The organism is Myxosarcina sp. GI1(2024), from assembly GCF_053543375.1.
Genome location: NZ_JBKGTY010000005.1, coordinates 257,315 through 275,663 on the forward strand (window position 1 = coordinate 257,315; position 18,349 = coordinate 275,663).

At 41.1% G+C, this 18,349-nt stretch carries 28 protein-coding genes, 1 tRNA gene, 3 pseudogenes and 1 other annotated feature; of the genes and pseudogenes, 17 read left to right on the plus strand and 15 right to left on the minus strand.

What is annotated here, in order from left to right:
- Positions 1-40: 40 nt before the first annotated feature.
- The 9 genes and pseudogenes from ACLFKQ_RS20085 to ACLFKQ_RS20125 all read left to right on the plus strand — a co-directional run.
- Positions 41-250, plus strand: a pseudogene (locus ACLFKQ_RS20085) (DNA cytosine methyltransferase); the annotation flags it as partial.
- Positions 227-337, plus strand: a complete 111-nt coding sequence (locus tag ACLFKQ_RS20090; RefSeq protein WP_449001561.1) for an NgoPII family restriction endonuclease — start codon at positions 227-229, stop codon at positions 335-337. The pseudogene ACLFKQ_RS20085 and the gene ACLFKQ_RS20090, both read left to right, overlap by 24 nt.
- Positions 334-1,227 (plus strand): flagellar motor protein, encoded by an 894-nt coding sequence (locus ACLFKQ_RS20095; protein ID WP_449001522.1) that lies wholly within the window; start codon positions 334-336, stop codon positions 1,225-1,227. Before ACLFKQ_RS20090 ends, ACLFKQ_RS20095 begins: the two co-directional genes overlap by 4 nt.
- 202 nt (positions 1,228-1,429) lie before the next feature.
- Positions 1,430-1,609: a photosystem II assembly protein Psb34 gene (psb34, locus tag ACLFKQ_RS20100; RefSeq protein WP_449001523.1), complete on the plus strand. Its 180-nt coding sequence runs from the start codon at positions 1,430-1,432 to the stop codon at positions 1,607-1,609.
- 172 nt (positions 1,610-1,781) lie between these two features.
- Positions 1,782-2,339 (plus strand): photosystem II reaction center PsbP, encoded by a 558-nt coding sequence (psbP, locus tag ACLFKQ_RS20105; RefSeq protein WP_449001524.1) that lies wholly within the window; start codon positions 1,782-1,784, stop codon positions 2,337-2,339.
- A 254-nt stretch (positions 2,340-2,593) separates the two neighbouring features.
- On the plus strand, positions 2,594-3,187 hold the full coding sequence (locus ACLFKQ_RS20110) for a Maf family protein (RefSeq protein WP_449001525.1): 594 nt from the start codon (positions 2,594-2,596) through the stop codon (positions 3,185-3,187).
- 23 nt (positions 3,188-3,210) lie between these two features.
- Positions 3,211-3,588 (plus strand): hypothetical protein, encoded by a 378-nt coding sequence (locus ACLFKQ_RS20115; RefSeq protein ID WP_449001526.1) that lies wholly within the window; start codon positions 3,211-3,213, stop codon positions 3,586-3,588.
- Between the two features lie 80 nt (positions 3,589-3,668).
- On the plus strand, positions 3,669-4,343 hold the full coding sequence (locus ACLFKQ_RS20120) for a hypothetical protein (protein ID WP_449001527.1): 675 nt from the start codon (positions 3,669-3,671) through the stop codon (positions 4,341-4,343).
- Between the two features lie 22 nt (positions 4,344-4,365).
- Positions 4,366-5,037 (plus strand): hypothetical protein, encoded by a 672-nt coding sequence (locus ACLFKQ_RS20125; RefSeq protein ID WP_449001528.1) that lies wholly within the window; start codon positions 4,366-4,368, stop codon positions 5,035-5,037.
- Between the two features lie 104 nt (positions 5,038-5,141).
- On the opposite strand, the gene rplL is transcribed toward ACLFKQ_RS20125, so the two are convergent.
- The 11 genes from rplL to ACLFKQ_RS20180 all read right to left on the minus strand — a co-directional run bounded on the left by rplL (position 5,142) and on the right by ACLFKQ_RS20180 (position 11,552).
- Positions 5,142-5,543, minus strand: a complete 402-nt coding sequence (rplL, locus tag ACLFKQ_RS20130) for a 50S ribosomal protein L7/L12 (RefSeq protein ID WP_449001529.1) — start codon at positions 5,541-5,543, stop codon at positions 5,142-5,144.
- A 63-nt stretch (positions 5,544-5,606) separates the two neighbouring features.
- On the minus strand, positions 5,607-6,176 hold the full coding sequence (gene rplJ, locus ACLFKQ_RS20135) for a 50S ribosomal protein L10 (RefSeq protein WP_449001530.1): 570 nt from the start codon (positions 6,174-6,176) through the stop codon (positions 5,607-5,609).
- Between the two features lie 26 nt (positions 6,177-6,202).
- Positions 6,203-6,368: a sequence feature (ribosomal protein L10 leader region), on the minus strand.
- A gap of 75 nt (positions 6,369-6,443) precedes the next feature.
- Entirely contained in the window at positions 6,444-7,166 is a 723-nt protein-coding gene (gene rplA, locus ACLFKQ_RS20140) for a 50S ribosomal protein L1 (RefSeq protein WP_449001531.1), read from the minus strand.
- 89 nt (positions 7,167-7,255) lie between these two features.
- Complete coding sequence (gene rplK, locus ACLFKQ_RS20145) at positions 7,256-7,681, minus strand: 50S ribosomal protein L11 (RefSeq protein WP_449001532.1); 426 nt, start codon at positions 7,679-7,681, stop codon at positions 7,256-7,258.
- A gap of 7 nt (positions 7,682-7,688) precedes the next feature.
- Positions 7,689-8,306 carry a transcription termination/antitermination protein NusG gene (gene nusG, locus ACLFKQ_RS20150; protein WP_449001533.1) on the minus strand — a complete coding sequence of 206 codons (618 nt, stop codon included), beginning with the start codon at positions 8,304-8,306 and terminating at the stop codon, positions 7,689-7,691.
- Positions 8,306-8,542: a preprotein translocase subunit SecE gene (gene secE / locus ACLFKQ_RS20155; RefSeq protein ID WP_449001534.1), complete on the minus strand. Its 237-nt coding sequence runs from the start codon at positions 8,540-8,542 to the stop codon at positions 8,306-8,308. The genes nusG and secE overlap by 1 nt, the downstream gene beginning before the upstream one ends.
- 270 nt (positions 8,543-8,812) lie before the next feature.
- Positions 8,813-8,885, minus strand: a tRNA-Trp gene (locus tag ACLFKQ_RS20160).
- An 83-nt stretch (positions 8,886-8,968) separates the two neighbouring features.
- On the minus strand, positions 8,969-9,397 hold the full coding sequence (gene rplS / locus ACLFKQ_RS20165; protein ID WP_449001535.1) for a 50S ribosomal protein L19: 429 nt from the start codon (positions 9,395-9,397) through the stop codon (positions 8,969-8,971).
- 112 nt (positions 9,398-9,509) lie between these two features.
- Positions 9,510-9,776 (minus strand): YciI family protein, encoded by a 267-nt coding sequence (locus tag ACLFKQ_RS20170; protein ID WP_449001536.1) that lies wholly within the window; start codon positions 9,774-9,776, stop codon positions 9,510-9,512.
- A 111-nt stretch (positions 9,777-9,887) separates the two neighbouring features.
- A complete protein-coding gene (gene purT / locus ACLFKQ_RS20175) occupies positions 9,888-11,057 on the minus strand; it encodes a formate-dependent phosphoribosylglycinamide formyltransferase (RefSeq protein ID WP_449001537.1) in 1,170 nt (389 codons plus the stop codon).
- A gap of 180 nt (positions 11,058-11,237) precedes the next feature.
- On the minus strand, positions 11,238-11,552 hold the full coding sequence (locus ACLFKQ_RS20180) for a c-type cytochrome (protein ID WP_449001538.1): 315 nt from the start codon (positions 11,550-11,552) through the stop codon (positions 11,238-11,240).
- Between the two features lie 326 nt (positions 11,553-11,878).
- Here ACLFKQ_RS20180 and petG point away from each other — a divergent pair, with 326 nt between their 5' ends.
- A complete protein-coding gene (petG, locus tag ACLFKQ_RS20185) occupies positions 11,879-11,995 on the plus strand; it encodes a cytochrome b6-f complex subunit V (protein WP_449001539.1) in 117 nt (38 codons plus the stop codon).
- Between the two features lie 166 nt (positions 11,996-12,161).
- Here petG and tsaE read toward each other — a convergent pair whose 3' ends face one another.
- The 4 genes from tsaE to ACLFKQ_RS20205 form a co-directional block, all read right to left on the minus strand.
- Positions 12,162-12,644, minus strand: coding sequence for a tRNA (adenosine(37)-N6)-threonylcarbamoyltransferase complex ATPase subunit type 1 TsaE (gene tsaE, locus ACLFKQ_RS20190; RefSeq protein WP_449001540.1), 483 nt, complete (start codon positions 12,642-12,644; stop codon positions 12,162-12,164).
- Between the two features lie 662 nt (positions 12,645-13,306).
- Positions 13,307-13,885 (minus strand): TolB family protein, encoded by a 579-nt coding sequence (locus tag ACLFKQ_RS20195; protein WP_449001541.1) that lies wholly within the window; start codon positions 13,883-13,885, stop codon positions 13,307-13,309.
- The gene (pedR, locus tag ACLFKQ_RS20200) at positions 13,869-14,159 is read right to left on the minus strand and encodes a photosynthetic electron transport-dependent transcriptional regulator PedR (RefSeq protein WP_449001562.1); all 291 of its coding nucleotides are present in this window, start codon (positions 14,157-14,159) and stop codon (positions 13,869-13,871) included. The genes ACLFKQ_RS20195 and pedR overlap by 17 nt, the downstream gene beginning before the upstream one ends.
- 308 nt (positions 14,160-14,467) lie before the next feature.
- Positions 14,468-14,635, minus strand: coding sequence for an NblA/ycf18 family protein (locus ACLFKQ_RS20205; RefSeq protein ID WP_449001542.1), 168 nt, complete (start codon positions 14,633-14,635; stop codon positions 14,468-14,470).
- A gap of 270 nt (positions 14,636-14,905) precedes the next feature.
- On the opposite strand from ACLFKQ_RS20205, the gene ACLFKQ_RS20210 reads away from it, so the two are divergent.
- The 7 genes and pseudogenes from ACLFKQ_RS20210 to ACLFKQ_RS20240 all read left to right on the plus strand — a co-directional run bounded on the left by ACLFKQ_RS20210 (position 14,906) and on the right by ACLFKQ_RS20240 (position 18,291).
- Entirely contained in the window at positions 14,906-15,505 is a 600-nt protein-coding gene (locus ACLFKQ_RS20210) for a phycobiliprotein lyase (protein WP_449001543.1), read from the plus strand.
- A 278-nt stretch (positions 15,506-15,783) separates the two neighbouring features.
- Positions 15,784-16,002: an IS4/Tn5 family transposase DNA-binding protein gene (locus ACLFKQ_RS20215; RefSeq protein WP_449001563.1), complete on the plus strand. Its 219-nt coding sequence runs from the start codon at positions 15,784-15,786 to the stop codon at positions 16,000-16,002.
- Positions 16,003-16,134: 132 nt separating this feature from the next.
- A pseudogene (locus ACLFKQ_RS20220) lies at positions 16,135-16,464 on the plus strand (IS4 family transposase); the annotation flags it as partial.
- Between the two features lie 51 nt (positions 16,465-16,515).
- The gene (locus tag ACLFKQ_RS20225) at positions 16,516-16,704 is read left to right on the plus strand and encodes a hypothetical protein (protein ID WP_449001544.1); all 189 of its coding nucleotides are present in this window, start codon (positions 16,516-16,518) and stop codon (positions 16,702-16,704) included.
- A 246-nt stretch (positions 16,705-16,950) separates the two neighbouring features.
- Positions 16,951-17,353: pseudogene (locus ACLFKQ_RS20230) on the plus strand (IS110 family transposase); the annotation flags it as partial.
- Positions 17,354-17,650: 297 nt separating this feature from the next.
- Positions 17,651-17,920: a transposase gene (locus tag ACLFKQ_RS20235; protein WP_449001564.1), complete on the plus strand. Its 270-nt coding sequence runs from the start codon at positions 17,651-17,653 to the stop codon at positions 17,918-17,920.
- Positions 17,921-17,943: 23 nt separating this feature from the next.
- The gene (locus tag ACLFKQ_RS20240) at positions 17,944-18,291 is read left to right on the plus strand and encodes a hypothetical protein (RefSeq protein ID WP_448999900.1); all 348 of its coding nucleotides are present in this window, start codon (positions 17,944-17,946) and stop codon (positions 18,289-18,291) included.
- Positions 18,292-18,349: the final 58 nt, after the last annotated feature.

Sequence of the window (18,349 nt, forward strand, 5' to 3'; positions counted from 1 at the left end):
GCTGCCGTGAAACGACGGAAACTGCCTTGACTTCATTAAATATAGTGAAGCAGGAAGTCAGAAGGGATTAAAAGACGAACGGGGTTAATTATTTCTCGAATATATTCGTATTTTGCAGGATAAACAACCTTGGTTTTTTCTGGCAGAAAATGTTTCGGGAATGCTGCATAAAAAACACGCTCGCGTCTTGGATAACATTATGGCTGCATTTGAAGGAGCAGGATATATAGTCAAATACAAACTTCTAAATAAGGAAATCGGCAGAGTAAATCGAGTCGATCCTTTGGGAATAACTCACCTCAGAATTAGAATCAACCTTACCATTTATCGATTATGAAAAAGCGATCGCTACGTAATTACGATTCACTAGAAAATCTTAATGTTTGGCAATCTTTTACGGACTTAATGGCTAATGCCTTTTTGATTATTAGCCTATTTTTATTACTTGCCCTATTCAAGTCTTTATTTCTCAAATATACGGCAGATGAAACCGAACTCAACCTCAGCGACACTGAAAGAAGAGTAAGATTATTGCAGAGAGAAATTGCCGCTTTAGAAAATGAATTAGGGGAAAGTACCGACAAGATTAGGCAATTACAACAAGGGTCATCGCGGCTGAGAGTTTTATTAAATAGAAGCAACAGCCGGATTGAAGAGCGAGAAGCGATAATTGAAAACCGCGAAGCAACTATAGAAAGTTTAGAATCAGAAATAGCTAAATTAACCTCGGCACCACCGGTAGTAGTAATTCAAGATTCTGGAGAATATCAATTTGATTCTGGTAGCGCCGGACTACCGCCAGAATTAAGCAACTATATCACTACCGATTTAGTTGAGCGCATCGAACAAATTAGCCAACAGAGAAATCTGTATGTAGTAGAAATCATCGGGCATACCGACGGGCAAATCAATGCTAGCGGTTCTAGTAATTTAGATAAACAATTAGAAGCCGTTGCCAACGGCGAACTTGGAGTAAATGGTTTAAATCCTGGTTCTAATGCCGATTTGGGATTGATGCGAGCTTTAGAGGTAGTCAAACAATTGCGGGAAGTTCAACGAAAAACGGGACGTTTGGCAGGAGTAGAGTTTCGTGCCTATTCTGCCGCCCAATTGTTATTACCATCGGGTGAATTCGCCAATACAGACCGTCAGCCCGATGCCAGCCGTAGACGAATTGAAATTCGCTTCTCTCCCTTGGGTAGAGCCGAAACCGTCAGGCAAAGATGATCGGGAGATGGGGAGTTCAAAAAAGTCGAAAGTATATACTCACTCCTGAGTTTGATCTGCGAATCACTAACCACTAACTAATAACTTCCTATAACTTCGCACTCCGCACTCTCTAATTGCCATTCCTCTTTGTAAAGTTTCTTGTGCAAAAAACTAAATAAGACTAAGATTAATTAAGGTTTACAAAAAAGGATCGAATTCTATGCCATATACAACCGAAGACGGGGGAAGACTTAATAACTTCGCCAGCGAACCCAAAATGTACCAAGCAGAAGAACCAACCAAAAATGAAAAACGCAACTACGTAATTTTTGGCATCCTTGCGTTTCTACTTGTAAGTGGTGTTATGGCGGTTGCCGTGTACGCATCTAGTGCCAGCTAAACTATAGCGAGAGAAAGGTCATATAACGCGCTTTCCCCCGTGTTGGACTGTAGGTTAGCACGGGGCAATTTTATGGATTAGTGGTTGAAAATGTAAAGTAAAACTTTGTTATCTCTTGTTTACTCGTGAGACAATAGGACAGCAAAAAATAATTTTACAGACAATTTTCCAAATGTTAAGGTCATTAACTGCTAGTCTATTAGTCATTATCAGTCTGATATTGTCAAGCTGCGGGGCAGGAGTTAGCGGACTTCAAAGCTATGTCAATACGGCAAAAGGATATGAATTTCTCTATCCTAATGGTTGGATCGAGGTCAATATCCCAGGCTCTTCTAAAGGTGAGGGAGTCGATGTCGTATTCCGCGACTTGGTAGAAAGAACTGAAAACCTCAGCGTTATCGTCAGCAGTGTTCCCGAAGATAAAAGTCTTGAAGATTTGGGGAGTCCAACGGATGTAGGCTACCGTTTTCTCAAATTGGTAAATAACAATCCCGACTCAGAGCGACAGGCAGAATTTATTCGAGCCGAATCTCGTCAAGGTAAAGATAAAACCTATTATATTTTAGAATACGAAGTAGATTTACCCGATCGCTCTCCCAGACATAATTTGGCTAGCGTAGCCGTCAGTCGCGGTAAACTATTTACTTTTAATCTTTCTACTCCCCAAGAGCGTTGGAATAAAGTCAAAGATTCTTTTGAAGTAGCTGCTAAATCATTTACCGTACGGTAATCACCAAGAGTTGAGCCGGAAGAACGGATGAGCGAAATTTTCTGTGGTAAAAACGGGATGAGATAGTTTTTAAGTAATGAGTAATAAGTAGTGAGTGATGAGTGGATTGAAGTTCAGAAACGTTGTAGCTTCTGTCAATCGATTTGTTGAAAGTTCTTCCACTGTTTTTTTCGTTCATCCCGGAAGAACCAGGGATAAGCTATACAATTGGCTCTCTTTATTTTCCTCTTGCCCTCAATTTATAAGCGATCGCTGTGACTAAATTACCAGATTTTATCTTAGCTTCAGCTTCTCCCGCTCGGTGCAAACTCTTGCAAATGGTGGGAATCGAACCGATTATTCGTCCGAGTAACTTTGATGAATCCCAAGTTAAGTCACCAGATGCTAATGAATTGGTACGAACGCTGGCAAAATCTAAAGCAGAGTCGGTCAAAACCGAATTTGAAGACGGTTTAATTCTCGGGTGCGATTCAGTTTTAACCCTAGACGGTCAGATTTATGGCAAGCCAGAATCCCCACAAATAGCGATCGCTCGTTGGCAGCAGATGCGGGGTAAGATAGGCTTATTATATACGGGACATGCTCTCTTAGATCTCCGACAAGATAAGCAGCTAATTCGCTGTGGCGTTACTAAAGTTTATTTTGCCAATATTAGCGATCGCACTATTGCCGCTTACGTAGCTACTGGGGAACCTTTAAAATGTGCCGGTAGCTTCGCTTTAGAAGGCAAAGGAGGTTTGTTTATTAGTAAGATTGAAGGCTGTCACAGTAACGTAATTGGCATGAGCTTGCCACTACTGCATCAAATGCTCGAAGAGTTAGGCTACAATGTCACCAACTTCTGGTAACTACCAGCAAACGAGGTAATTTCATGACGGCAATCGAACAGTTTCGCGCTAAAGTTAAGGCTGGCGAAATCGCTGAAGCTCTTACTTGGGCAATGAGCGAAGCTATAGAATTAAAAGTAACTACCTGGGTGGCAAGCAGCGATCGCCAAAGTTCCCTGTCTGAATCTCAGCCTGGTTATCGTTGGCGCACGCGGATCGATATCGTCAATGGAGAAGTAGAAAACGAAGTGGGAACTGAGTTTATAAATAATCCTGCCTACAGCGAACTACAAAAACTACATTTAGAACAGGTAGGTCGAGGAAGAGAGATTTTAATCAGCAATCTCGAAACTTTACAGGCAATGTTTGCTATCTTTAACGATACTTTCAACCCAATTTCCTCTGAAACATCCCAACTGTGATCGTGGCAAGACTCTCAATCCCAGTCTCAGTCCGCAGAATAAGACGATATCCGTTCACCGATAATTGTTTATCCCAAGATATGTCAAGCGAAGATTTCAAAGGTGCCGTAAGAGCTGGTAAACTTTCAGAAGCATTATTACTGGCAATGAGCAAAGCTCCCGAACTGACTATAACTACCTGGATTGCCTCTCCCGATACTAATGACCAGACAGTTCCAATAGATAATAGTTTGCGAACTGAGATAAATTTGGTAGCAGGTGAAATTAATAATGTGGTTGGAGAACGGATGTTAAGCAATCGCCATCCAGAAATCGAGCGAGTTCATTTTCGAGAAGTAAAACGCGCCACAGACACCATTGGCGAGAATTTAGAAACAGTGCAGAAAATGCTCCGTTCTCTGGCAGCTTTTCAACCCCAATCGTTTCAATTGGTTAGAAAACAGCTCCCAATTAAATCTATTTCTCCAAATAAAAATAGTTATCCATCAGAACCAGAAGAATCAACTATCACCTCAAGCGATAACGCTTCAATAGATACAGCAGCACAATCGATCCCTTCTGAGTCTGAGTTTGACCCAGACGAATCGGTGGTAGATGACTTAATGTCTCTAACCGATCTAGATACAGACGATCTAAATGAAGTAACAGAACCATTGTCATCAGAGGATGAAGACTGGGGAGATTGGCTAGACGACGACTCTACTTCAGAAGCCAATCGCGATCGCCCTGAAGAAAGTTCTGAAGAATGGCAATAATCAACCTCAACTACTCCAAAAAATGATTGAGAACTCAGGCTTCCTGGCTAATCTGGCAGCAATAGAAATTAGTACTGAGATCGTTGAAGAGATTACCGATGAGGTATTTATACCTTGGGAAGCCTACCAAGCAATATACAGAATTTCTCGCTCTGCTTTAGAAAATTCGGCAGTTCATCTATCATTGCGCGATCGCTTTTTACAACTTCGTCGTCAGTTAGAGTTAACTCACGCATTGTTACTAATCGATCCTAGTTTACAACTCTACAATCGTGCTACAGTCCACGATCTCACCCATAACTTGACCGCACTAGCAGACAAAAATACTCGAGATTGGGAAAACATCCCTACTAGACTGCCATCGCCGACATCTGTCGCTCAAACCAATCGTCTCTTACGCGATCGCCGTTTTCTAGATACTTTACATCGGTTAAACCGAGCTAGACTTAACTTAGAGCGACGCGAGCGCTGCTTACAGCGCGATTCATCTCCTACAGAAATTGTCGATCGAGTTTACGCCCAGACATTAATCCAATTAGATGGAGAGATTGTCAATCGCTACGATCGAGGAATTTTCCAATGTAGCGAGCGTGAAAATCTGCTCGCACTCCACCGGCGATCGGTTGCAGCCGGACAAAAACAGTGGCGTGAATTACTAAATTTCGTTCTTAGTTTTTGTCGACCTAATAAGTGAAACTACTCTGACTTTTATTAGTCAAGTTTCAAGTTTATATAAAAAAAACAGACTATTCTTAAGTCTGTTTTTTTTGAATTAAATTGCGCTCGGCAACTTAACTACTACTTCACGCTAGCTTTGGCACCAGCTTCTTCTAATTGTTTTTGAGTGTTTTCAGCATCCTCTTTGGGAACGCCTTCTTTAATCGGTTTGGGTGTTGACTCTACCATTTCTTTAGCTTCTTTTAGACCCAAACCAGTGATCGAACGCACCACTTTAAGAATGGCAATTTTCTTGTCTTTAGGTACTTCTTCGAGAACTACGTCAAATTCGGTTTTCTCTTCTTCTGGTTCGGCTTCAGCACCACCAGGAGCACCAGGCATCATGCCGGGCATCATCATGGGTGCGGCAGAAGCAGCAGCACTTACGCCAAAGGTATCTTCAATTTGTTTGACTAACTCAGAGGCTTCGAGTAGAGTCAAAGATTTTAGCTTTTCAAGAATTTCATCGGTTGCAGCAGACATAGATTTTACTCCTGGTTATGTTTAATTTAAGTTAGTGTACGATTAAATTCGAGCGGAAAGCAGTTAGGACTCACTCCCTTCCTCTTTTGCGGCGATCGCCGCAACGACGCGACCCAGAGAATTAGGTACTTCGTTGATACCGCGAGCGACGGATGATGGCACTTCGTTGACTCCTATTGCCAGTTTACTAGCAATAGAATTAATCGCGCCTGCGACTTGGGCTATCAGTTCTTCTTTAGAAGGCAAGTCGGCGATCGCCTTTACTTGATCTTCGTTGAGTGCCTGACCTTGCATCACGCCGCCGCGAAACTCGGTCTTTTTGGTGTCTTTTTTAAAGCCCTGATAGGCTCTAACTACACCACCAATATCGTCTTTGACTAGCAAGAAAGCAGAAGAACCCTGAAGAAACTGGGTCATGGGCTGCCAGTTTTGATCGTCTTCCACTGCTAGCCGCATCAGAGTGTTTTTAGTTACCTTACATACTCCATCTGCTTCTCGCAAGCGCGAGCGTAGATTGGTAATATCGGCAACTGATAATCCCTGATAGTCAATTACTAAAGCTAATTGCGCCTCGCTTAGAGCTTCTTTGAGCTCGGAGACAATTTCTGCTTTATTTTCCCTGGTTCTTCCCAATTTTCACCTCCTTTTATGTAAAATTGCCGACCATAACAAGACCCTTGGCTGAGTTAGCCAAGGGTCATATCTATAGTTTTGCCATTGTTGCCAGAGTGACACGGCAACTGAGCTAAACTGATAGACATTTACCTCGGCAGGATATTAAGCTTTTATCGCGCCTGCTGTCTTCGGTATCGGTCTTCTTAAATTTGAGTTTTTAAGTTATGGGATTTTTTATCGATTTAGTTTAAATAATGCTCGGATCGAGCTTACTGTAGGCGCCAATTATGCTGCTTCTTCTACAAAACTATAGTCACGCAAAGCACTAATGTCTACCTGAATAGAAGGACCCATTGAAGCCGAAACGTAGACGCTCCGCCAGTAACGACCTTTGGCTCCCGAGGGACGATTGCGATCGATAGTTTCTTGCAAGGCTTTGAGATTGACCAGCAAGTCTTTGGCAGAAAAAGATGCCTTTCCAAACATAACATGAACGATGCCCGTCCGGTCAGCTCTAAATTCTTGTTTACCGCTTTTGAAATCTGAAACAGCGGTAGTCAGATCGCTAGAAACCGTGCCACCTTTGGGAGATGGCATCAGACCTTTAGGTCCTAAAATACGACCCAATTTAGCTACTTTGGGCATCATGTCGGGAGTGGCAATTAAAATATCGAAATCCATCATGCCCTTTTGAATTTCTTCGATCAGTTCTTCGGAACCAAAAATTTCGGCTCCTGCTTCCTCGGCTTCCCTAACTTGTTCCCCACGAGCCACTACTGCAACTCGCACGGTTTGACCCGTACCTTTAGGAAGGGCGACTGTAGTTCTAAGTTGTTGATCGGTATACTTGGGGTCGATCCCCAATCTAATGTGGACTTCGGCAGTTTCGTCAAATTTTGCCGTTGCAGTTTCTTTGAGTAGATTTAAAGCTTCTAAAGGCGGGTATGCTCGATCTGCATCTACTTTTTCCCATGCTTCTCGCATCCGACGGGACATTTTTTTTGCCATGATATTTGCTCTCCTTGGGTGTATAACGAGGCTAGTATCTCTCCCCAAATAAAATCTTTTAAATTAAATAAAGTTTATACTGTACCAATTTAATCGGCGATCGCTACTCCCATATTTTTGGCGGTACCTGCAACGATTTTCATCGCCGCTTCGATGTCGTTGGCGTTGAGATCGGGTAGCTTGGTTTCGGCAATTTCTTTAAGCTGATCTTGGGTTATGGTAGCAAGTTTTTGTCTGTTGGGTTCGCTAGCACCCTTGTCAATTCCCGCTGCTTTCTTGATTAAGACAGAGGCAGGAGGAGTTTTGAGAATAAAGGTGAAACTACGGTCTTCAAATACCGAAATTTCGACGGGAATTACCAATCCTGCTTTTTCGGAGGTTTTGGCGTTGTATTCTTTGCAAAACGCCATGATATTAACCCCGTGCTGACCTAATGCAGGTCCTACCGGTGGTGCCGGGTTAGCTTTACCAGCAGGTAAAGCCAATTTAATTAACGCTACGACTTTTTTTGGCATAATTCAACTAATTTTGTTTTTCGATTTGATTGAACTCCAATTCTACAGGGGTATCGCGCCCAAAAATAGATAACAAGGCTTTAAGTTTGTTTCGTTCGGGACTTACTTCAATTACTTCCCCTTCAAAATCTTTAAATGGACCAGAAAGAACGGCAATTTTATCACCAATTGCCATATCGATCTTGACTACTTCTTCTCGTTCTTCGGCTTGTTTGAAGATTCGCTCTACTTCGGCACGAGATAGGGGTAAAGGCTTGACATGACCTCTACCTCTTCCGTAGCGGCGTTTTTGTTCTGCACCGACGAAGTTAATGACATTGGGAGTATTTTTAACTGTCTGCCAAGCTTCATCGTCTAGGATCATGCGAATCAAAACGTATCCAGGGAAGACTTTTTCCTCGCTACTATAACGGCTACCATCTTTGCGAATTTTAACGGTAGGCGTTTGAGGTATCTGAACCTGAATTATTCTGTCTGCTACTTCTAAAGTCTCTATACGCTGTTCTAAGTCAGTTTTAACTTTTTTTTCACAGCCAGAAGCAACCTGTACCGCATACCACCTAGCAGCTTGTGTCTTGTTTACTTGCTGTTCGTCGTCTTCTGGTCTATCTGTAGCCATACTCATCAGAATATTTTTCCTGCCCCCCAAGCGAAAAAGTTATTGATTAAGTAAATTAAAGTAGATACTAAAATCACCATTAAAATCACAGCCGCAGATTCACCAACGAGCTGTTGGCGAGAAGGCCAAACTACTTTATCAAGCTCTTGCTTGGTTTCAACTGCAAACTGAGCGATATTAGTGCCACTGCTAGCTTCTTTCGTTTCTGTTGTTTTTGAGCTTGCGGTATTTTTTTTTGCCAAAGTTGTTACCTCACGATTTAGAGTACAAGGAAGCTCGAGCTAGAAAAGCGAGTATTTGTCTGCTATTACTTATCTATTACTGGATAAACAATAATTAAAATTTTGACTTGACGTTGTGTTTAAAAATTTAAGCTACTAACTATTTCATTTTAAAATATCTCAGTTATTAATACAGTTTTGAGTAAACTCAATATATATCTCTATTCTTTAAAAGCTAAAATTGCTATTAAAGCCTTGTCGTTCATCCTGGTATAATAATTTTTGCTAAGACGCGCCCTGAAGGACTTGAACCCTCGACATCCGGTTTTGGAGACCGACGTTCTACCAACTGAACTAAGGACGCACTAGTTATTTGCGATCTAAACTGACTATTCGTTCAGCTAGACCTAATTATTATACTGTACCAAAGTAATTTTTCGTAGTTGACTAAACTTTCTCTTTGCTTTTTCGAGATTTTTTAGATCTGGTTTTAGTTTTAGCTGTAGGATCTTTATCGATTGGGCGATCGAAACGCTGTTTAATTCGAGTTGCTTTACCGACGCGATCGCGTAAATAATATAGCTTAGCGCGGCGTACTTTACCTCGACGCTCTACTTTAATGTAAGCTACTATTGGCGAGTGAACTAGAAATACTCTTTCTACTCCTACTCCCTGAAAAATGCGGCGCACTGTAATCGTTTCGTTGATACCACCATTACGCATGGCAATTACGGTACCTCGATAGGGTTGAACTCGCTCTTTGTTTCCTTCGGTAATTCTAACTCCTACTTCTACGCTGTCGCCAACGTGAACTGTGGGCAGTTTGGGCTTCAAGTGTTCCGATTCGATCGAGCGAATTATCGCTTCAGCATTCATGACTATTTCAAAAACTCACGATTTATCATGATAACTTTTTTTACAGTTTTTGCCAAGAAAAATTAGCGACTCCAGGGGAAGCAGTCCTTGTAGCCTCAAAGCGGTAGCGATCTTATTCGACAACAATACACCATTCGTGCAGTTCATATTCGACACAGCCATTGGTTATTAATGGATCTCGAGCCACAATAGTTTTAGCCTCGGTCAAACATGAAGCCTCAAAAATTAACATTCCGCCACCAAACTCTTTCCAATAACCAGTTTTAGCTTTGTGACCTTTAGCAATTAATTTACGGACATAATCTTTGTGAGCGGGGACGTGGAGATCGAAAATTTCTTTATTAACAATTCCCGTTTCTATTTTGACGAATGTGGGCATCTATCGATAACTGGGGAGCAGTAAACAGTAAAGCGCGGACTTGAGATCGTATTGTAAGATAGTAAAAGTTATTTTAAAGTGAAACTGTCACCGATCGAAAATTGTTCGTCTTTAGTTCATACTTACTCTACTAGCTACAGCCGTGGCTTTTTGGCGAGCTTCTTCGATTGTATTCGCCCTAGCTAAAGCTACTCCCAGGCGGCGATTGGGACGAGAATTGGGCTTACCAAACAGTCTGATTTTTGTATCTGGTATAGTTAATGCTTCTGCAACATTGCTAAAGACAACTTTATCGGCAGATTCTTTTGCCAAAATTACCGCACTAGCTGAAGGTGAAAAAACTTCTATCTGGGGAATTGGCAAACCTAAGATAGCTCGTAAATGTAGTTCGAATTCATTAAGGTTTTGTGAAATTAGAGTTACCATTCCAGTATCGTGGGGACGGGGAGAAAGTTCGGAAAAAATAACTTCATCTTTAGTAATAAAAAACTCGACTCCAAAAATACCCGCGCCTCCTAAAGCATCCGTAATTTTTTCTGCAATTTGTTCTGCTTGCTTTAGTCGTTCTAGCGATAAGCTTGCCGGCTGCCAAGATTCTTGATAGTCGCCCCGTTCTTGACGATGACCGATGGGAGAACAAAAAATAGTCGCTCGCTCCCACTGTCTAATAGTTAATAAGGTAATTTCAAGCTCAAAATCGATAAATTCTTCGATGATTATTTTTGGCGTATTTCCTCTAGCCCCAGAGATGGCAAAATTCCAAGCTGTTTCTATGTCATCGACACCACTGACAATGGATTGTCCTTTCCCCGAAGAAGACATTACTGGTTTGACCACGTTGGGAAATCCAATTTGACTACTTACCGCTTGCAGTTCTTTTAAACTGGTAGCATAAGCATAGTTAGCGGTGCGAATTCCTAGCTTCTTTGCTGCTAGTTCCCTGATGCGATCGCGATTCATGGTGTAATTAGTCGCTGCAGCTGTGGGAATAACCGTAATTCCCCGACGTTCGAACTCGATTAATTTTTCGGTTCTAATTGCTTCGATTTCTGGGACGATAAAGTCAGGCTGATACTGTTTGACAACTCTTTCGAGATCTTCACCGTCGAGCATTGAAATTACTTTTGCTGCGTCTGCTACCTGCATTGCAGGGGCATTCTCATAGCGATCTACTGCTATGGTGTAATTACCCAAACGCTGGGCGGCAATGACAAATTCTTTACCAAGTTCCCCCGAACCAAGTAACATAATTTTTTGCGGTAGTTGAATATTTTTTTTCATAACCTGATTAAAGCATCACCTTGCCTGAAGCTTATTCTATATAAATCTAGAAAAAAGTTAGAAAATTATCGCTCGAGCTACGATCGAACCTGCAACGCTCGAGTGGCTTCGCTTGAAAGTTCCAATTATCGCTCGTAGTCGATAATTGGAACTTTCAACACCAAATTTTAAATTCTTATATTAAAGCTGCTGTAAAAACTTGAGTAAGTCAGCCATTTCTTGACTAGTAGGTTGAAATTTAGGCATTGGAGGAGTTTGACCGCTAATTACCTGTTCGATCGTACCTATTTTCGATCTGCGTTTAGAAATATTTTTTAAACTAGGACCGACGCTATTGGCTGTTTGTATGGCGTGGCATCCCGCACAGTTAATTTGAAAGATTTCGTAACCTCGTTCGACGTTTCCTTGCAGGGACAATACTTCTTGAATGTAAGGATCGGAAATTTTTTGCCAGTAGACACCCAAAACACTAATACCTAGAACTATTACTGACACTATTAATATGGCAAATAGACGATAGAGCCAACTGGAAGATTGGACTAACTGGTTATCCACAGAGCAACTATATTAAAAAAAGTATGCGTATATTTACTTTATTTTACAAAAAAGTTAAATTTTTACAGACTTAATTAATTAAATCGTAATACTTACGTTTCTGTTGTCACCGTCGATAAATACTTTAGGCGATCTCTTGTGGGCGGAGTGCAGTGTAACTGTATGATAAAAATTAGTAACTGGTTATTTTGCCGATCGGAGAGTGAGCAACGTAGGATATATTTAAAAAATAATAAAAAGACAATTTACTAAGGAGAAACTGAACCGTGATAGAACCTTTACTATTAGGTATTGTATTAGGTTTAATTTTTATTACTCTAGCTGGATTATTCTTTGCTGCATATATGCAGTTCAAACGTGGCAAACAACTAGGCATCGACTAGACCCCTCTCGCTATTGTAGAAAGGTCGTCAGACACAGCAACATTAACACAGCAACATAAAAAGATGAGAATAGGAATTAACTCAGAAGATAAATTTAATTCTTAGTTCTTGTCTCGTAGCAGGGTAACCCGAGTTACCCTCTTAAGAACATAAAATGACCCGCCTCTTAAGCTCCATCGGCTTTGGTAAAATTTTCTAAAAAATCCCAGTCAAAATTTTGTTTTCCGATAAATTGCATGTTTATTTGCCGAGTCGAAGCAGTAGTCAAACTCAATTTAAAATCTAGGTAGTTAGCTGGTTCGTATGTCAAACGCTCTCTCCATTCAATAGCCGTAATTCCAGGAATAACCTCGACACCCTCCCAATACATTTCCGGATAAAGTGCTGCAACTTGACTGGGGGTTAATCTGTATAAGTCTAGATGATAGAGGGGTAGGCGACCATCTTGGTATTCATTGATTAAAGTAAAAGTCGGACTCACGATTGCTTCTTGAATGCCCAGACCTTTACCAATTCCCTGTACTAAAGAAGTTTTACCAGTGCCCAATTCTCCCGATAGTAAAATTGTGCTACCTGCTGGTAATAACTTACCGAGTAAATAGCCCAAGTTATGAGTTTCTTCAATACCTTTCAGAACGATGGTTGGCATTTGGGATAACCATTTCGAAAGCAGGATTTAGCCTAGTTCGCCATCTCATTCTCGATCGGAAATTTATTCGCTCGATTAGAGATGTTTGCACGATCGAAGGTAAAATTATCTTTTCTTATCATTCATTAGATTAATTCCGACGAATAATTTAGGCACACCAGAGTCTAAAACAGGCGCACCAAATTCCTGGATTACTTGTCCAGTTTGCCTTTTCAGCCAATTGGTTTATTTATACCTACCTCTACGAATTATAGCTAGCAAACTTCATAAATATTTTACCCAATAGATACTTGAATCACAAATTAACTTGATAATTAACTGTTAGATTAATAATCGAGCAAGGTAAGATTAATTGCAACAATCGAACCCAAGTTTTTTCAGGCTGTCTAATCTATTAATAATTTCTAGAACCTGCTCAACTTTTATTTGTAATCTACGGTCTCCTAAATTATTTGGGTCGAGCAAACTTACCGGCTTATATTACTAAAACTATAAAAATTATATATTTACTTTTATTACTATTAACTTAGGGTTTGTCTGCTGGCAAACCCTAAAGTTTTGGAAAAGATACCAATTGTAGATTCGCCGATTACATAGAGCGATTTTCAATCTAGCCGTGAGAAAAAGGCGATCGCTAAAGTTTTCAATCCCAAGTTTGACTTCTATGGTTCTGAAGAATTGCCATTGGAAGTAGGAACCTCGGAAGGTAAAGATAAATCTTGACTCAAACCACGATCGTAAATCTGAATGTCCCACTGTCCCGAACGCTCTCCTTCAAAAGCCACAAAGCGACCGTTGCCGCTAATAGTAGGGTTGCGAACTTCACCGACAAAATTTTTAGTAATATTTTTGGTATTTAGAGCGAGGCGGTCGTAAACAAACACATCTGGTTTTCCTAACTGTTCTGATACGTAAACGATATAGCGACCATCTGCACTAATGTCGGCTTGAGACTGCATACTTTCTGGCTGATTTAATCCCGCTAGAGACAGTAAGCGACGACGCTGAAGATCGTATAATAATACTCGACGTTGACGATCGCGATCGCTGGTAAACACCAAATAACGACCATTATAAGAGAAATGAGGATGATTCTCTGAGGCGTTGGTATTTAGGCTGGTACCTAAGATTTGAGTAGGTGGTGTAATATAACCAGATTCGTTACAGTTAGTTAGGGCGATCGCCATTCCCACCAGAGCGAATTTCAACAGCCGATCGGCAAGTTTACAACAACATTTCATTGTAATCCTGGGGATCGCTGACTTCTGGCAAAGAACAACAGTTAACATCGTCGATACATACTTTACCCCACTGCAAAGCCCAACGAACTAATGCCACACGGTTGTCGGTGTTGGTTTTTTTTAAAATATTGCTGATGTGATTGTCAACAGTTCTTTTGCTAATGTCTAGCTGGGCAGCGATTTTCTGATTGCTCAAACCAGCGACGACCAATTCTACAATTTCTAATTCGCGCGTTGATAACAACGCTGCCTGACTATACTTGCCAGTTTCCATGAGCATTTTTTCCCTAGTACATGTACTTATTACTCCATTTATTGTAAAAGGTAAAAATCTTATCTAAATACATGCCTAGGAGAAACTCAACTAATCTTTAACAAAACAGCACATACTTAAATTATTTGCTACTGACGAAAATAATATATATGTATGTGCGCGACTTAGATAGCTAGGCAATTGGCTGGCGTTCCCAAGAAAAAAGCTGCTCGATCGTTTAGACAAGTGGTCCGATCTCAAGCAATGCGACCGTCTAATTTACATCACATACATATTGTTCATTAACTATGGTAACGGCGACCGCCAGTTTAGGCATTTCTAATTAGATTTTTGACTAGGTTATCTTTGACCATCATTTGACGAAACATTTCCAGTAGATATTCCTGCGCTTGTTCTTTGGTTAATTCCTGTACCTGTTCTTGAAGAACTTTCAATTTGAACTGTTGTTCTAGACTTAGTTTTCCCGATTCATCCATTTGGTTTACTCCTTTTAAATTTCAAACTGAGATTACCTCGATTCTATTTTTAATTAATTTAGCACTGAGATAATATTCTGTCTATGTTGTCAAGCAATAATTAATCTAAGTAGTAAAAATTTACAAAATTTTTACTAAAAAAGGCTGGCTTCGGTGTAGTTTGATGCGGAAAAATTAGTAAAATAGAGTAACAGACAGCCTACATCTCTAGATATAGTCAAAATTATCGATATATTAATAATAGAACCAATAACACCAACTTATAAGTAAATGAAACCAATCAAAGATGCTAAAGAATTTTTTCAGCAAAGTGCTGGAAAATGGCGATCGCAGAGAACCACTCATCATTTACCTTTTAGAAGAGCTGAAAGTGGAGACTCGGACATTCAGGTAGAATTTTTAAACGCCGAAAATCCTAAAATTATCGAAATTTGTCAAATGCATGACTTCGATCCTAGAACCGCGATCGGTGGTGCATTTGTAAGCTGGGATGGTTCGATGGCGTGGGACAAAGAAAACGAAAATCATGAAGGAACTACAGTGTTTGCTCTAATTCCCGAGGGAGATAATTCTAGGAAAGGCAAGCTGTTAAGGGAAAGAGGTTATGCCGAAATCGTTCCTGTAGCTGGAGAATACGAAATGGACTCAGAAGATGCACTAGTTTTAACTACCGAATATGAAACTATGAGCATCACCGAGCGTTTTTGGTTTGTCAATCCTGATTTACGTTTGCGTAGCAGTACGGTAAAAAGATTTGGTGGATTCAATACCGCAACCTTCTGTGCTGAATTTCGCGTCAACGAAGCATTACCAACGGAGGTTTCTGCAGACAAAACTGAGACAACACACTTTACTATCTCTGGATGGTAAATCCGCACCAACGAGCGATTGCCAACCATTCATTTATCAAAAATGAAAAATTGCCCGTTCTATAAAATATTTATCTCCTATCTAACGTAACATCTTGGGAAAAGGTCGGACTTATCTTCCTTTTCCCCACTAATATATATAACCGTCTAATATAAATAATATATAGGACTTCTAATTCTATGCTTTACCCATAAATGCTGAAACGTAAGCAGAAAGAGGTATTCTAGCTTGCATGATGTACGAGAGGAGAACAAATGCGGTCGTGGGCAACCGAATAACTGAAATATGCTGCGTTACCAGACAAAAGATTAAATCAAAGATTAATTAAAATCGTAGAAAATTTAGCTCAACAACCTCATGCTAGTATTCCCCAAGCAAGTGGAGATTGGTCGAATACAAAAGCCACCTATAACTTCTGGAAATCCGAGCGCATAGAGGCCGAAGAGATAATCGAAGCACATCAGAAACAAACAGCAGAAAGAGCTTTAAAGCAATAAATCATTTTAGCAATACAAGATACGAGTGATTTTAATTTTACCGATCACCAATAATTCAGAGTTGCTCATTAGAGCCAAACACAATCGCAGAGTTAATCATGAGCGGAAATTTGTCAAAGAAGCAATCGAATTAAAAAGGCTCTAGCTACTTATAGCATTGTTGCTTGGCGATTGCTGTGGTTGACTTATCAAGCTAGAGAAAATCCTCTTCTTCCTTATGACACAGTTCTGGAGAAGTACGAATGGCAATCTCTTTATTGTCACTGTCACGGATTTCCTGTGGCTCAAGAACCTCCTTCAATGGAACAAGCTGTGACCTGGATTGCTCGGCTTGGAGGATTTTTGGCTCGCCGACACGATGGTTTTCCTGGAGTTAAAACCCTTTGGAGAGGGCTACAACGATTACATGATATTGCCTCTAGTTGGAAGTTGCTGCATTCGTCTGAGAACCAGAATTTTTAGACTTATGGGTAAGGCATAGTCTATCAATTACTAAAGCGTGCATTAGTTGCCGTGGCTCATTCGATTTTGATTATTGCCTATCACATTATTCAGCGTCGAGAATCTTATCAAGATTTGGGAGCTGATTATTTTGATAAACAACGTCCCGAGAAAAACGCTAAACGCTTAGTCAAACGTCTACAAAATCTGGGTTACGAAGTTTCTCTTCCTTCCCCAGTTTCTCTTGCTCCTACTGATTGACTGGGGGGATTTACAAGACAGACACCATGCGCGATCGCGCACAACAAAGAAATGAAAATCTGGTACACTTCCTTCCAGGCAGTTGATCTAGTTGATCTAGAGGTCGAATCGATATTAGTGCTAGGAGCCTGAAAGTCAGACGGATCGGGATGCCGATACCTAGCTTCAGTTTAGGAAACACGTAGAGGAGAATCTCTAATTAAGGGCATCTGATTAGCTGCCATTTTAGATATGAGGAACTCCAAAATGGAAGTTAACTACAATCATGGTGCGGGTTTAGATGTTCACAAGAAGTCTGTAGTCGCTTGCTATCTCACCGCCGACCCAGGAAGTGAACCAGTGCGTCAAACAAGTAGCTTTGGTACCATGACCCAAGAGTTGTTGTCACTTTCCGACTGGCTTTTGGCTCATGGAATTACTCATGTGGCGATGGAAAGCACTGGAGAATATTGGAAGCCAGTATACAATCTCAAAGATAGCCAACTTCACCGTTTTGGTGGTCAATGCCCAACACATTAAAAATGTGCCTGGGCGTAAAACTGATGTTAAAGATGCTGAATGGATTGCCGATTTATTACGTCACGGCTTATTAAGAGGCAGCTTGATCCCGCCCCTACCTCAACGAGACTTAAGAGATTTAACTCGCCAACGTACTAACCTGGTCCGAGAGAGAGCAACGGTAATTAACCGTCTTCAGAAGGTGCTGGAGTGGGCCAACCTGAAACTTGCTTCCGTAGTCACCGATGTAACGGGTGTCTCTGCTCGGAAAATGCTCAAGGCGATCGCTCAAGGGGAGACAGATACCCAGACTTTGGCTGAATTAGCTAAGGGACGTTTGCGTCGGAAACTCCAGGAATTGAAACAAGCTCTTTTCGGTCAACTGCGCTCACACCATCGCTTTTTAATTTCCAATCACTTAACTCATCTCGATTTCCTGGAAGAGCAAATGGCTGTTTTTGATGCTCAAATTAGCGAACAGATCCGCGCACAGACCACCTCGGGACAACTGGAAGTAACAAATGCACTGCTCTCAACTGAGTCAACCGAACAAAACTTATCTCAACTAGAAAATTTATCCCAGAGCTGGGAACAGGCTGTTGTTTTATTGGATACCATTCCTGGGGTGGGACGTCAAACCGCAGAGTTGTTGCTGGCGGAAATTGGTATGGACATGAGTCGATTCAAAAGCGAAGCTCACTTAGCGCTCGTGGGCTAAACTCTGTCCTGGTAATCACGAAAGTGCGCCTTCTGCGTTACTCTGGTCGAACTGGTCAGGGCAACCGTTGGTTACGCAGTGGTTTAATTCAAGCAGCTCACGCTGCCGTGAGGTATAAAGGTACCTATCTCAAAGCAGTGTATCAACGTTTGGTTCGACGCCGAGGTCAAAAAAAAGCCATTATTGCTGTTGCCCATAAGATTTTAACGGCGGCTTACCATATTTTATCGAAACAGGAGCCTTACAGAGAATTAGGGGAAAATTATCTAGACCAGCATCGTACTGACAAAATGCTCAATCGCTTACGCCATCGCATTGAAAAACTTGGCTACCAAGTCTCTCTGGAGCCTAAACTCAAAGGAGCTGGTTAAGCTGCGATCGCTCCTGACTGATAACCCTACCTCAAGATCAAGTTTATTTTCAGAGGAG

What these genes read in the sequence shown, in the direction of transcription:
- ACLFKQ_RS20095 (WP_449001522.1), top strand. Translation starts at nt 334, where the DNA reads ATGAAAAAGCGATCGCTACGTAATTACGATTCACTAGAAAATCTTAAT.
- psb34 (WP_449001523.1), top strand. Translation starts at nt 1,430, where the DNA reads ATGCCATATACAACCGAAGACGGGGGAAGACTTAATAACTTCGCCAGC.
- psbP (WP_449001524.1), top strand. Translation starts at nt 1,782, where the DNA reads ATGTTAAGGTCATTAACTGCTAGTCTATTAGTCATTATCAGTCTGATA.
- ACLFKQ_RS20115 (WP_449001526.1), top strand. Translation starts at nt 3,211, where the DNA reads ATGACGGCAATCGAACAGTTTCGCGCTAAAGTTAAGGCTGGCGAAATC.
- ACLFKQ_RS20120 (WP_449001527.1), top strand. Translation starts at nt 3,669, where the DNA reads ATGTCAAGCGAAGATTTCAAAGGTGCCGTAAGAGCTGGTAAACTTTCA.
- ACLFKQ_RS20125 (WP_449001528.1), top strand. Translation starts at nt 4,366, where the DNA reads ATGATTGAGAACTCAGGCTTCCTGGCTAATCTGGCAGCAATAGAAATT.
- rplL (WP_449001529.1), bottom strand. Translation starts at nt 5,543, where the DNA reads ATGTCTGCTGCAACCGATGAAATTCTTGAAAAGCTAAAATCTTTGACT.
- rplA (WP_449001531.1), bottom strand. Translation starts at nt 7,166, where the DNA reads ATGGCAAAAAAAATGTCCCGTCGGATGCGAGAAGCATGGGAAAAAGTA.
- rplK (WP_449001532.1), bottom strand. Translation starts at nt 7,681, where the DNA reads ATGCCAAAAAAAGTCGTAGCGTTAATTAAATTGGCTTTACCTGCTGGT.
- nusG (WP_449001533.1), bottom strand. Translation starts at nt 8,306, where the DNA reads ATGAGTATGGCTACAGATAGACCAGAAGACGACGAACAGCAAGTAAAC.
- rplS (WP_449001535.1), bottom strand. Translation starts at nt 9,397, where the DNA reads ATGAATGCTGAAGCGATAATTCGCTCGATCGAATCGGAACACTTGAAG.
- ACLFKQ_RS20170 (WP_449001536.1), bottom strand. Translation starts at nt 9,776, where the DNA reads ATGCCCACATTCGTCAAAATAGAAACGGGAATTGTTAATAAAGAAATT.
- purT (WP_449001537.1), bottom strand. Translation starts at nt 11,057, where the DNA reads ATGAAAAAAAATATTCAACTACCGCAAAAAATTATGTTACTTGGTTCG.
- tsaE (WP_449001540.1), bottom strand. Translation starts at nt 12,644, where the DNA reads ATGCCAACCATCGTTCTGAAAGGTATTGAAGAAACTCATAACTTGGGC.
- ACLFKQ_RS20195 (WP_449001541.1), bottom strand. Translation starts at nt 13,885, where the DNA reads ATGAAATGTTGTTGTAAACTTGCCGATCGGCTGTTGAAATTCGCTCTG.
- pedR (WP_449001562.1), bottom strand. Translation starts at nt 14,159, where the DNA reads ATGGAAACTGGCAAGTATAGTCAGGCAGCGTTGTTATCAACGCGCGAA.
- ACLFKQ_RS20205 (WP_449001542.1), bottom strand. Translation starts at nt 14,635, where the DNA reads ATGGATGAATCGGGAAAACTAAGTCTAGAACAACAGTTCAAATTGAAA.
- ACLFKQ_RS20210 (WP_449001543.1), top strand. Translation starts at nt 14,906, where the DNA reads ATGAAACCAATCAAAGATGCTAAAGAATTTTTTCAGCAAAGTGCTGGA.
- ACLFKQ_RS20235 (WP_449001564.1), top strand. Translation starts at nt 17,651, where the DNA reads ATGGCTGTTTTTGATGCTCAAATTAGCGAACAGATCCGCGCACAGACC.